Source organism: Paenibacillus sp. RU5M (assembly GCF_900221055.1).
Lineage (GTDB): Bacteria > Bacillota > Bacilli > Paenibacillales > Paenibacillaceae > Paenibacillus > Paenibacillus marchantiae.
This window is the reverse complement of sequence record NZ_OBQM01000010.1, coordinates 22,125-34,983: the sequence shown is the minus strand read 5'-3', so window position 1 is coordinate 34,983 and position 12,859 is coordinate 22,125. Positions and strand designations below refer to the sequence as shown.

The window sequence follows — 12,859 nt, the reverse complement described above, 5'->3', positions numbered from 1 at the left end:
CTCTGCTATGTGTGGCCTTTCTGACGTGCTATACGGAGAAGGCCACACATAGCAGAGTCTTTGGTGGGGTTTATACACAATTACAAAGCCATTTTGTCTGTTTCGTGTGGCCTTACGTTGTAAAGTCTGGTCTATGTGGCCGAATATTCAAGTTTAATACTCAATTTTAACTAATAACCGTATCTAGCTCTGCTTTGTGTGGCCTTCTCTATATCATAGCCTTAATAAAAATGAAGTTTACTCTGCTATGTGTGGCCGATCTAGATTGTGTATGGTACATCCACATTATGTAGTCTGGTTCATGTGGCCGAAGCCTTATCTCAGCAAAATGGAGTTGATTTACATTAATTATACAAAATTGAACATATAAATTGGTTGAACTACCAATTTTAATGATCCTGTGGTTGTTCAAAACCAGGCAATAAATGAGTTTTTCCCTGTCTAAGCTGGTTTTAATCGGCCACACAAAACGGAGTAGATAGATTATGGTTAATCCGATATAGTAAATGGACAAGGGTTACAGGAGGGGTTCGTGTGTTACCAGCTGACAATCATGAACAGATTGAGTTTTCATTTGAGCCTGATCCGATCTCGGATCATTTTATTGTTACAGAAAGTAACGTATTGATAGAGGCCAAAACTAACCTAACACTACATGAGGAACGTCTAATATATATCCTAGCTTCCCGTATACATCCGGAAGATACTCAATTTAAAACACATTTCTTTAAGGTCAGCGATATTGCAGAGCGTTTAGATATCAAAGACAAAAATTTCTATAAAAGAGTAAGAGATCTTATACGACAATTACAAGATAAGAAAGTGGTTATCGAAGAGAAAGCAACTCGATCAGTCCTTGAGGCACATTGGCTTGCATCGGCTCGGTACTTTCAAGGCAAAGGTTTAATTGAGTTAGAATTTGCTGAACAGTTGAAACCATATTTGCTACAATTAAAGGCTAACTTTACTCATTTCAAACTATGGAATATCCTTTACCTGAGAAGCAGCCACTCCCTCAAGCTATACAAATTGCTCAAACAATACTTACCACTTGGAAAAAGAAAGTTTAATAGTATCCAGGAGTTCAAGGACTTCATGGAAGTTGAGGAAGGTCAATATGACCGCTATAGTCATCTTAAGAACAGAGTCATCCTCACTGCTCAAAAAGAATTGGCTAATAAGACAGACATCCGTTTTGAACTTGAGGAGAAGAAGGTTGGGACTCGGGTTGTAAGTATTACCTTTCATATCTTCAAAAATCATAAAATGACGGAACGTGAAGTATTAAACGATGGTGATTCTGTTATTCTTACTGAGCCAATCATGGACCTCTTAGCTCGCTTTGAAGTGAAGAAGAAAACTGCTCTTGAACTAGTCAGTCAATATGGTGAAGAGCACGTGCGGGAAAACATAAAGTATGTATACGAGAAGAAACAAAATCAAGAAGTAAGCAGTATTGCTGGTTATATCGTTAAAGCGATTGAAGGTAACTATGCAGATTCCAAACAACAATATAGTAATGAAGAAGAAGAAAATCCTAAAGTATCTACAACTCACTTAAATACTAGAATTTCACAGCTGGTCTTCTATGCGGAGCAAATCATTAAAGAGAAAGTTCAAAGTGAGAAAGTTGCTTTGGATGAACTTTATCGAGATATTTGGAACGCGATCGATCAGAATATGTCAAACCGTGAAGAAATGAGATGCAGACCTCTTGTGCTAGAAGATCTGTACCATCATCATGGAAAAACGGTATTCCTTCAGATTGAAAACCAACAATTAAAACGTCTTGCTCAACAGTCTCAGTAAAATAAAAAAAGCCATCCAAGCTAGCATAAACTACTTGGATGGCTTTTCTATATCAATTTATAACAAATGCAATCTGGCCATCCGCGTTAACTTCGTAAACCGATGTTTCTTTAACTTTGAAACTTGACTTCGATTGATGTCGAATGTCGATTTCCATTAATGCGGTAACTACTCGCGAAGCAATGGCTTCAATGGGTCTAACATTCACTGAGTTGCCAAGTAATTCGTATTGCCGTGTGTTAGAGCAACCATCAACAAATTTAAACCAACCAGGGTACCCTAATATGTTCAAGATTTCTTGTGGTGTGAACTTTGAAAATCTCTTTTGGTCCTTGTCTAATAAATAGGATTGATTACTCTGTATCTTTCCATACCCTTTCGTGATGCACGCGATGTCAACTGCATTCTCGGTTACAAGCAGCTTTTTATTTTTAGCTGCAGTAAAACCAGTTTCGCTGTACTGCTGATGATGTTGATTGTAGAAGTATCCCATTGTGGAACCCTCAATGTCAATCCACGTACGATCTTTCGTGCTACTTAGGTAATCTTTCAAACGTTTCCTTCTAGATGTTGGTGTCTTAATCGGCTCCGGAAACGAGAACTCACTTTTGTCTGATAATAAGACAGAATATCCTCTTATTCGATGATCTATACTTCCATAATCATAAGAATCGATCTTCTGATGATACACGTATGGAAAGTCCGTCTGTAGCAAAGAGACAAAGCTATGATACGTGTCAGAATTAAAATATTTTGGTACATTCTCAATGAAAATAGCTCTAACCTCAGCTTGACGAAGTACCCTTACCATGTGGGGAACAAAATGCTCTAAGAGGCCCTCCATACGCCCGCCTAACAGGCTATATTCAACACAAGGGGCCGATATCAGGGCAATGTCACATTTTGGCACGTAGAGGTTATTTATAGATTTTAAATCCCCCCAGTAGACTAAGCTATCCGGATAGTTCAATTGAAAAGTTTCTATTGAGTATGCTCGATATGATGGATCTTTACCTTTCCCTTCCCAATCGAAAGGATTATTGGCTACTTCATCGATATCCAAGCCGAGAGCAGATTCACAGGCGCCGGTATTGACGAAGGCCGTCGTTAATCCGCCAATACCACAGAAAAGCGAAAGCAACCTATATTTTTTTAATGAGTGACTACAGAATTCCGGTCTCTGCCCCGTAAAATTCATTTCGAACGTCATCTCACGATATACGTAGAGTTCGCCTGGTTTGACAACGATATCAATCTTAACACCAATACCTAATACTTTATCTATGTCCGTATTTGCTAAGTCTAAAATAGGCTCACCTTTTTTATGATGCACAATGTGACTCGCTACTTCAATTTTCATGGCAGCTCTTATATGCACATGGTCAGCAAATGTTTGAACAATAATTCCTTCTCCAGCAACGAACCTACCCGCACGTAATACGGGTTTTTCTAACCATAGTCGTGTAATCGCACCATGCTTTCTTGGTTTTGAGCTTGTACGATAATTGCGTATCATAGTTGCTCCATCTAATATATGTGATAAATTCATTGTATCGTTCCTCCGGAAATTTAAATTAGTAAATAAAAAAAGGTAGAAATCAGTTGATTTCTACCTTTTGTTGTTATTTAGATATGTGTACTGAAAGCTTTTAGTAAATTCTCATCTGGGAAGCCGGTAATCTGTGTTTCACCCTCTACAGAAATAAATATCTCAACATCTCTGCTTTGGAAGTCAGTAAGATTATACCGATCACTAAGGAAATGAATCGTTTGATTATCACTGCCATGCAGACCCATGAGGGATGAGGCTTGTTCGTCGTAACGTCCATCGATTAACACATCAATGAGTGCTAAAATTTGAGGCCCGTAATTCAGTTTCTCGATCTCCTCAAGATAAAAACCAGTAAATACAACGATTGAATATCCGAAGTGTTTTAAAGCATGTGCAAGCGTTACTAATGCTAATGGTTGTAAAAATGGTTCCCCACCACTTATGGTAATGTCTTTAATCGTTGGTGGAATAGAAGAAATAATCTCATTGATTGAAATATCTCTTCCTCCTGCTAATGAATGAGTGCTCGGATTAAAACAGCCAGGACATTGAAATTTACAGCCTTGAAAATGTATGACTGATCTCTCCCCTGGTCCATTTACTGTGGAATGATGAGTGATTTCATGTATTCTAATATCCATTGGTCCACTTCCTTATTTGTTTTTGATCATTGCTTGATTTCTAGTGTTTTTCCCTAGATATTCTTTTTTATAGGTTCGTTCCTTAACATGACCGAGACCTTTTTCATAGGGTTCTGTAGCAGCTTCACAACCATCCCCGTTATAGCCTACGGCTTCTACTATAACTGTACCGTCAGCTTTAAATAACATTATGACCTCTTTCAAATTGCTCAACTCCTAATCTATTTCGATAATTTTCGAGTGAATTTATTTTTGGGATATTCTTAATTTAATTGTTCCATCTGGTAACGTTTGTCTGATAATGTTATCTCCTTTTGACTGAGCAACCATGACCGTTACTGCAATTTGATATTCCTGCAGAAGACGACCACCCTTCTCACCAATTTCTTTTTCAACGTGACCACCCCACCAATCTGTGTGGAGCTCATAAACCTTATCGACCTTAACAAGACCTACATCATAAGGGCCTTTACATTGAATGACGTAATCGGCTTTAAAGTGCTGAGACTCACTATAGGCACGCACCATCCCATTTCTAATGAGATGCAATTTTAATGCCTTCACTGCACGTTCGAGTGCTTTAATATTTGTAATTTGAGTTTGAATACGAGATGTATGAGACATAGAAGTCCCTCCTAAGTGATTTATGATAATCTTCTGGTGCTTGTAGTAGTTGATTTAGTGATTCTTTTTACAGTCTTTTTAATGGGGTTTGAGGCACTGCGAGCGTTAGTATTGGCCCAGGCTCTCATAGTATCAATTTCTTCTTTGCGCTGACTCGACAACGGTATCGTCTGGTCAGCTGCTGTGATCAAGTGAGTTGTACTCAATTCTTTACGGTCAGCAAAAGCCAGACTAATACCATCAATAATGACCTGTTCTAATTCAGCACCTACAAATCCTTCCGTTGCTTCAGACACTTGTGTAAGGTCAAAATCTTCGGGGTCTCGGCCACGTTTGGTAATATGAATAGATAGAATCTCTATTCGTTCTGAATTATCAGGAAGGTCGAACCAGAATATCTCATCGAATCTACCCTTCCTCATTAATTCCGGAGGCAGAGCATTGATATTATTGCCAGTGGCTAGCACGAAGACATCCTTTTCTTTTTCTTGCATCCAAGTTAACAACTCCCCGAATACGCGAGATGTTACCCCACTACCAGAGGAATCACTTCCTAAACCTGCAAGTGCTTTCTCGATCTCATCAATCCAGAGGATACATGGGCTCATTGATTCTGAGGTGCGTAAGGCTGTTTGCATGTTAGCTTCAGACTCGCCTACAAATGAACCAAACACCTTACCAATGTTGAATCTCAGAATGGGAAGTTGCCAAAGATTACCTAGCGCTCGAGCTGAAGCGGATTTACCTCCACCAGAGACACCACACAGCAACACTCCTTTTGGAGATTGGACACCAAAGGCCTTTGCCTCCTCAGAAAATGATTCCTTCCGGATCTTTGCCCATGTCTTGAATTCATTAGCTCCTCCAATGTCTGAAATATTGTTACTTGGAGGGATGAATTCTAAAATACCTGTTTTTTTTATGATGTTTGCTTTCTCTTCCTGGATGGTTTTTACTGCATCTGCTCCATATTCGCGATGGATTGTATAAGCGAGTGAATAGACATTTTCGGCTTCTTGTTCTGTTAAACCAAGGGAGTTTTTTAAAATGAGGGTTCGATACTCAGGATCAATAACGATATCCTTCGGTTTCGTAAGACGATCCAACACCTCGCCCATCTTTTCAATATCAAGTGGAGTAAATGTGGTTACAGCAATATCTTTCTCTACCTCAATTGGTATTACTGTTTTCGGGGATACGAAGATGATGTAGTTTGTGGGGTTAATGCAACTGAGAATTGCATCCTTGATTTTCTGTAGAATATAAGGGTTATCCATGTAATGGTGGAAGTTTTTGAGTACAAAGATTGTATTACTTTGATTTTGATTTTCACCTGTGATATGTTCCAATGCTTCCTGGGCTGTAGTCATTCCTGAATCGGAATCATCCATAGAATTTGTATAATCAAGATAACCTTCGGTGCAAGACCATACTTTCATTTCTAGCTCGCTTTCGCGTGCAATATGATGTAAAGCATTAATACATCGATTTTCCTCGAACGTATTAATCCAGATCGCTGGATAACATGCATTGATGTAATTTCCGATTGTTTGAGTAGTCATATTTATAATTTCTCCTTAAATTATAGAATAAAAAAAGGAACCTTATCCTTGGATAAGTCCCGGATTTACATACTTTTAAATTTTAATTGAATAATGATAGCTGACGAACATTCTCATTCTTAGATCTTCTATCTTTCTTTAATGCAGCTACAGCCTTTAGCATTCTTTGCATATCTCGTAGCGATGAAGTGATATCCTTCAGATCTGAATTTAAAAGATCTTGATAATCATCAATAATGCCAAAAGACAGTTGAGTTTCGTTAACGACTGATGTTACATCAGCGGCGGTAAGATTATCACGATTATCATAGGCTTTTTTTAAATTTTCCATTGCAGTGTTTAACTGACTAACCGTAGCTTTACGAACGAGATCCATCGTATCGCCGGTTTTGATTAATGGAATCATGTAGGCAGAGCTAAGTTCTAATAGATTTACAAATGTTGTGAATGAACGCAGCTGTTCTTCAAACTTCACGGGAATAAAATAGACACCACCAGAAGTCTTCACCATGACAGGCGACATCCTTTTAATTGTTTCAATGCACATATGACGGACTGCTTTGTCATCATGAGTTGTTTGAAATGTAACGAAGAGCTCCTTGATCCTCTCAACTAGAGGTTCAACATCTGGATTAATAATCTGTGTATCCAGGAAGTAAAAGTCTTCTCGTTCAAGCGTGACAATTGCTTCTTGAGTTTTGTAAAGAAGCTTTTCTTCTTCTTTAGGGTCAATTACTTCTCGTACAATGTTACGTACTACTCGTTCAGCAGTCGTTACAGTTTCTCGCACGAGAATCCTTTCTGATCCCTTTCCGTCGATGGGTGGTTGTTTACATTCAATTGCTTTGGTAGACCGGCGAAACGCATCAATTACGCGTATCTCATTTGGCATAAGTGACTTGTCTACTTCAGATGCAGCAACATGTTCTGCCAAAAGCTTTCGTTCAATTTGTTTCATGCCGATAGAGTACCAAACCAAATAACCAATCACCTCAACGGATTGTTTGTCTTCCATGCCGACCGCTGTGATATCTTGAGCCATTTCACGTGTAAGTTTTCTCATTTTTAATTATCCTCTCACCTAAGTATTCGGGTTTATAATAGATCCAAATTTAATTGTTCATATTCTATAGCACGCTCGAGGGCGTTCTTATTTATGGGTTTCATTAATTGTGTTAAGTTCAGAAAGTCCGTTTTGTTGTTCTTAAATTCTTGGGATTGTCGGTATTCATTGAAAAATATTAGTGGAATAGACTTAATAAGCTCCGTTGATCCCTCAATATCTATTTGAAGATAACGAACGGTACCGGTCCGCAGACTCGCTATCCACTCTATCCCGCACATTGGACAGTACCAGGTACGTCCACCCATTAGAAAACAATTTCCCCGAACAATGTGCTGCTCATCATTAGGACAACACCGGACAGATACTACTCTTGGTTGATGTAATGCTAAGTCTAATGTCATACTGCCTTGGTAGTTGCCTTTGACTTCAGAAGATATTTTCATCTTTTTCGGCATATAGGCATCTCCTTTAATAAAAAAAAGGAAAATCCCAGTGTTGAGATTTTCCTTTTTGTAGTATTTGTATGTTCTCCTTTTCCTAGATAACGGCCTCTCTATCTCTATCTAACTAGAATGGCAGATCATCATCAGATATATCAATTGGTTTACCGTTATCTGAGAAAGGATCTTGATTATTTGAGTTGCGATTAGAATTTGAGTTAGATCTATTATTATCTTTGTTTTGAGACTCAAGGAAGCGAACGTTATCTGCGATGATCTCTGTAACATAGACTCGTTTACCTTCGTTATTTTCGTAATTTCTCACTTGTATGCGTCCTTCAACAGCGACGAGCCTACCTTTACGACAGTAATTAGCTACCGTCTCAGCGAGTTGTCTCCAGGTCACGACTGGTATGAAATCTGCTTCCTTTTCTCCCCCTTGGCTTGTAAACGGTCTGTCCACTGCCAAAGTAAATTGCGTAACGGCTACTCCCGCCGGCGTATATCTCAGCTCCGGATCTCTTGTAAGTCTGCCTATAAGTATGACACGGTTCAGCATAAAAAAACCTCCATATTTTTAATAGTTTTTAATTGTTTTAAGATAAGATTCTTGTAGAGAATCAGCCCATTTATGGACTCCAATTGCCCATGTTCGAGGTTGATTACCGCACCCATAAGCTTCAAACACTTCAGGGAGTAAATCATAGTCTATATCTTTGGACATTTGGTCTATATCATCCAAAGCTTGCTGGTATTGATTAATCTGAATACTGTAGATTAGATGAACAAGAGCCTCACGCTTTTTGCAATCAATAAATCGTGTCCATTCAGCCCAGATCCACTCATTAAGACTCTTACGATAGGTATAATCTCCATATCTCAGCCTTGGGGTTCTAGAATCGCGAAAACCGATAAGACCAAGCTGTGAAGTATTTAATCTCTCCGCTGGATGTTTCTTCGCTTGTTTCTTTTGGTGCAACATTTCATCGAGCCCAGATTTTTCTCGTAAGTTTTTTAAAACTTCCTCACGACTTTTTTGCTCAACGTGTTGGATGAAGTCAATGACACCTCCATTAATTCCACATGTAAAGCATCTAAAAACCCCTCTGGATCGATTTAAAGTAAGCTTGTAATTCCCTTTAGATAAGGTGCACCAAGGACAAACAAATTCTGTTTGCTCTTTTCTCAATGTGTTTGATCTTACAGTGATTCCCGCTGAAACTGCATAATCTACAATATCAGGCAAGTAACTGGATATTGTGCTCATTATTATCAACTCCATAGGTTTTAGGCATAGGGATCTGAATCCATTCCTTTTTCATTACTACTTTCTTGTTTAGGTACACGACCCTAGCGTCTTGTAATTCTGAGTGTTGTTTAAAAACAGTTCTGTAAATATCCAAAACAACATCGGAATGCCAGCATGTTCTTTTAAGTTGGATTGCAGGACATTCGTGTGCAATTACAATTTGACCTTTAATATAAGTAGCTGCTACGAGGTAGATACCTTCCCCATTTGAAGCAGAAAGTGAGACAAAAATCGTCCGTTGTTCTCCTTCCTGAGTGAAGACTGCTTTAACATGCTTGTGATTTATCATGATTGCTAACCTCCTCAAATTATTTTTTATATAATAAAAAAAAGCTCACGATCCCAATGATAGGATGTAAGCTTTTAAGAGATATTCATTCAAGAATAGTATATGTAATTGTTAACGTTCAAAATCTAAGTGGAATTTTAAGCAGTAGGTTAAATGTAGATAATGTACACGGCAAAAAAACGTCTTCATTACCTAAGAATCCCTAAACACCTTAATTGCCCTTCCATGTCGATGACTGAATTCGCAATTATACCAATATTTCCTGATATACAAGTATATCCATCCATCTTTTCATTCATCTGTTATCATCGTTGAACGTTCATAACATAAATGAAAAAAATACTGATATCTAACGGTTTAACTATGACACTATTATACGTTTTATGGTCAAGGATATCAAGTAATAGTGGTATTTTTGGCTTACTCCAACCTCTAGTTAAGTTCATAATTTTAGCGGGAGTACATGTTGTTTGACTAGGGGAATAAAGGTAAGTAAGAAGTCCGTCCGGACCTCTTACTTATCTCTACTGATGTTATGACGAAGGTTGAAGAATACCAAGTAACCTGTTTATGTTCTCATCTACCGGAGGTTGGACAGGCTCTTGTACAATTTTAGGTGGCTTTCTAAAAGGTGGAATGAACTCTGGTATGAATTCGTCATTTTCAACATAAGAGAAGCTTTCAGATAGGTCTTCCTTAAGCAGGTTATGATCGGTAGTAATCCTAAAGAGATGTGTTTGATCTTTAATATCCAAAAACTTCTTCGCATCATCCCAATCACTGACTACAATCAGTGTTTTCATTTCATCTTCCATAAAACGAATGTGGTTATAGACTTTGTCACGCTGCACTTTCTCTCTTAAAGTTGCTACTTGAAATTGCATTCCCTTTACTGTGAACCTAGCATCAAAGGGGGATTTGGTCTCTTCAACTTTCGTTTCAGGATCGATCTCATGAAACCGGGAGTAAAATTGAGATATAAGCAATTTTTGAAGTAACTCGATCGTTAATGCTTTTTGGAATTTATCCAATCCATAGATTTTCCTCGCTGGATTCGATAAGCTGTAGACAGGCATAAACTTGTTGTTTTCCCTACCTGTCAGTGTGTGCTCAACCAGATAACCTTTATCTAACAAGAAGGAAACATTTTTTTTACCTCTACGAATGTTCCCAGGGTTAAGAATTTTGGCCAGTTGTACTTTTGATGCAAAATATAGAAACCCCAGATTTTCTAAGACTTTACGTTGGGCGGTATTCAAAGTTGATATTTTCAGTTTGATCGTATCAGATGGCTGGCGTCCCCACTTAATGATATATTTATTTTCCATGTGAAAAGGGGATAAATCAAAGACCATGAGCATAAACCTCCTATTTATTATTATAAGTATGGCAAAACAAAAGCCTCTTAATTAGAGGCTTTTGCAAGTATCAAGTGAAGTGTTAGTATTAAACTTTGCTTTTGATTATTCCCGACATTTCATTTTTTTCTACATCGATTTTTGCAACTCTCACACGGACATTATCCCCTTTTTTCACTTTGCCAATACCTGGTTTAGGTTGGCGACACAAGATATCTACCCCCTCAGCAAGATTTACGAACACACCATATTCAACAACCCCAGAGACTTTACCTTTATAAGTGTTTCCGGTTTGAAATCTCGTCGTACATTCAGGCCAAGGGTTCTTGAAGAGTTGTTTACCGCTGACCTTTAAAAGTTTTTCTTCTTTGTTGAAATCAATCACCTTAACTCGGATGGTATCACCAGGTTTATATCGATCATGCATATCGTCGATCCACTCGTAGGAGACCTCATCTGCTCTGAGATCTACATTAATTGCTCCAATATCAAGACGCAGTGATCGATTGTTCACTCGTACGATCTTTGCATCCACGATTAGGTTTGTCCGCAACCGATCCCATGTTAAACCTTGAAGATGTTCGATAGCTTGCTTGCTTGACGCTACAAAAATTTCAGAATCACGATCCAAACCAGTTACTTTATAGTAGATGTTATTACCAATTGCATCAGTCAATTGTGTACGTTGATCGAAATCAGTCTCCTCAATCGGGATGATCCCTTTGATATGACCCACGAACACAATCACGCAGACTTTACCGCCATGTGTCTCAATAGTACTAATTTCGGACTGCATGATGGAACGGTTTTGTCGCGCTTGATACACCTTTTCCCAAGCTTCCTGTTCAACTTGGTCATGTATCTGCTGCTCACTCTCAGGGACAATTTTCAACAATACATCATTTTCAAGAATATTACTCATTATAGTTCCTCCTCGTATTTGGTATTACTCCTGAAACTTCCAAAAGCTACTCGTTTCAGCATTACTGTTTTCTTTAACTGTATCTTCAACAGAAGTAGTTACATTGCTATCTGGAGTCGCTATAGGACTCTTAGAATGCTCAGCTGTTTGCGGACCTTTTCTGTTTTCCTCCAACTTCACCGGTGCTGCCCCATTTTTACTAGATCGTACCGGAGGTGGTTCAGGCAGGGGAGCATTGTAAGCAGGTAGTTCACTTTCCAAAAAGGGAATTCTCTCTTTTTTCGTTGGTTCTGATTTCGGAGTCTCTACTGTTTGTTGGGTATTTTCAGCATTCTCCTTCTCAAAATCAATGATAGTAAACATGGGTTGTTCCACTTCTGCCCACTCATTATCGTCTTCTTCTTTCACATCAAAGGGGCTAATCTCTTCGGCTTCCTCAATGGATACAGGAACGGATTGCGTAGGGAGCGATTGGGTAACTCCTCTACTCACAAGGTTTTTCAAATCCACCTTTTTAGTTAGAAATTTGGTCTTCAGTTCAGATAGCTTTTCCTTTATATCGTTCCAACGTATCTCGGCCTTTTCTAATTTCACATTCAAATCAAAATTGAAATCTTCCCAAGAGTACGTTCGATTTATAGGCGGCTTCAAACTCTTGACTGCTTTCACATAGATATATGAAAGAAAGAACATGCCAACTAAGCAAATTAAGCTAAATATGGATGGCAAAATGGATGTAGAACCCGGTGAAATCCTGTCAATTAAACGAGTAACTATACTGCCGAGCATCCAATCAAAAGCAAAGATACACCCGTATAAAGATAGATAGCTTATTTTGTTCGTGTTACGAAAGAAAATGATATGCCCAGTTAGTCCTAATAACCAAAACAATAAAGGCATACCGAATCCTAAGCGGTACAAACTCATAAACAATGCTATCAGTCCTATGAGGGAGATGAAAAAAATTGTAGGTATGTACAGCTTAATTACAATAGGAAGATATTTCGCGATGGCTTTCACGACATTACCCTCCTTGTACTTGGTCAGGCAAGAAATTGACGATCAATTCTTTGCCTTCAGCTTCTGCAAGGTGAATGAGTGGAATAAAGTAATTTGATGCATTCAGAATTTCTTGAATTAGCAGTCTGCTTAACATATCTTGTCCATTCGTCGAAAGATTGTTAATTTGCTTAGCGAGTTCTTCACTATCAACAAATGAGACCACTTTCTGCAGAGAAACATTTGGATCTAAGCCCGTCTGACTCAAGTCTGTTCCTCCTTTCTAAA

Annotated in this window: 15 protein-coding genes; 1 reads left to right on the top strand and 14 read right to left on the bottom strand. The window is 38.4% G+C overall.

The genetic code is table 11. The features are described 5' to 3' along the window. The first annotated feature begins 534 nt into the window (after positions 1 to 534). Complete coding sequence (locus CRO25_RS24665) at positions 535 to 1,809, top strand: replication initiation protein (RefSeq protein WP_175380820.1); 1,275 nt, start codon at positions 535 to 537, stop codon at positions 1,807 to 1,809. Between the two features lie 52 nt (positions 1,810 to 1,861). Here CRO25_RS24665 and CRO25_RS24660 read toward each other — a convergent pair whose 3' ends face one another. The 14 genes from CRO25_RS24660 to CRO25_RS24595 all read right to left on the bottom strand — a co-directional run bounded on the left by CRO25_RS24660 (position 1,862) and on the right by CRO25_RS24595 (position 12,839). Beyond that, positions 1,862 to 3,358 carry a DNA cytosine methyltransferase gene (locus tag CRO25_RS24660; protein ID WP_079696745.1) on the bottom strand — a complete coding sequence of 499 codons (1,497 nt, stop codon included), beginning with the start codon at positions 3,356 to 3,358 and terminating at the stop codon, positions 1,862 to 1,864. Positions 3,359 to 3,435: 77 nt separating this feature from the next. After that, positions 3,436 to 4,002 carry a 4Fe-4S cluster-binding domain-containing protein gene (locus tag CRO25_RS24655; RefSeq protein ID WP_217504595.1) on the bottom strand — a complete coding sequence of 189 codons (567 nt, stop codon included), beginning with the start codon at positions 4,000 to 4,002 and terminating at the stop codon, positions 3,436 to 3,438. 12 nt (positions 4,003 to 4,014) lie between these two features. Next, positions 4,015 to 4,206: a DUF2997 domain-containing protein gene (locus CRO25_RS24650; RefSeq protein ID WP_217504596.1), complete on the bottom strand. Its 192-nt coding sequence runs from the start codon at positions 4,204 to 4,206 to the stop codon at positions 4,015 to 4,017. Positions 4,207 to 4,248: 42 nt separating this feature from the next. Beyond that, on the bottom strand, positions 4,249 to 4,626 hold the full coding sequence (locus CRO25_RS24645) for a DUF1257 domain-containing protein (protein WP_079696744.1): 378 nt from the start codon (positions 4,624 to 4,626) through the stop codon (positions 4,249 to 4,251). Between the two features lie 20 nt (positions 4,627 to 4,646). After that, a complete protein-coding gene (locus CRO25_RS24640; RefSeq protein ID WP_079696743.1) occupies positions 4,647 to 6,188 on the bottom strand; it encodes an AAA family ATPase in 1,542 nt (513 codons plus the stop codon). Positions 6,189 to 6,270: 82 nt separating this feature from the next. Beyond that, positions 6,271 to 7,251, bottom strand: a complete 981-nt coding sequence (locus tag CRO25_RS24635; RefSeq protein WP_079696742.1) for a DUF6744 family protein — start codon at positions 7,249 to 7,251, stop codon at positions 6,271 to 6,273. A 32-nt stretch (positions 7,252 to 7,283) separates the two neighbouring features. Further along, positions 7,284 to 7,709, bottom strand: coding sequence for a hypothetical protein (locus CRO25_RS24630; protein ID WP_079696741.1), 426 nt, complete (start codon positions 7,707 to 7,709; stop codon positions 7,284 to 7,286). A 112-nt stretch (positions 7,710 to 7,821) separates the two neighbouring features. Next, positions 7,822 to 8,253 carry a single-stranded DNA-binding protein gene (ssb, locus tag CRO25_RS24625; protein WP_079696740.1) on the bottom strand — a complete coding sequence of 144 codons (432 nt, stop codon included), beginning with the start codon at positions 8,251 to 8,253 and terminating at the stop codon, positions 7,822 to 7,824. 18 nt (positions 8,254 to 8,271) lie between these two features. Beyond that, positions 8,272 to 8,940, bottom strand: a complete 669-nt coding sequence (locus CRO25_RS24620) for a CHC2 zinc finger domain-containing protein (RefSeq protein WP_175380826.1) — start codon at positions 8,938 to 8,940, stop codon at positions 8,272 to 8,274. Next, on the bottom strand, positions 8,933 to 9,292 hold the full coding sequence (locus CRO25_RS24615) for a hypothetical protein (protein WP_079696738.1): 360 nt from the start codon (positions 9,290 to 9,292) through the stop codon (positions 8,933 to 8,935). Before CRO25_RS24615 ends, CRO25_RS24620 begins: the two co-directional genes overlap by 8 nt. Positions 9,293 to 9,825: 533 nt before the next feature. After that, positions 9,826 to 10,647, bottom strand: a complete 822-nt coding sequence (locus CRO25_RS24610; protein ID WP_079696737.1) for a hypothetical protein — start codon at positions 10,645 to 10,647, stop codon at positions 9,826 to 9,828. 91 nt (positions 10,648 to 10,738) lie between these two features. Beyond that, positions 10,739 to 11,572, bottom strand: coding sequence for a S1 RNA-binding domain-containing protein (locus CRO25_RS24605; protein WP_079696736.1), 834 nt, complete (start codon positions 11,570 to 11,572; stop codon positions 10,739 to 10,741). A gap of 24 nt (positions 11,573 to 11,596) precedes the next feature. Further along, positions 11,597 to 12,592 (bottom strand): hypothetical protein, encoded by a 996-nt coding sequence (locus CRO25_RS24600; protein ID WP_079696735.1) that lies wholly within the window; start codon positions 12,590 to 12,592, stop codon positions 11,597 to 11,599. Positions 12,593 to 12,596: 4 nt separating this feature from the next. After that, complete coding sequence (locus tag CRO25_RS24595) at positions 12,597 to 12,839, bottom strand: hypothetical protein (RefSeq protein WP_079696734.1); 243 nt, start codon at positions 12,837 to 12,839, stop codon at positions 12,597 to 12,599. Between the last annotated feature and the right edge of the window lie 20 nt (positions 12,840 to 12,859).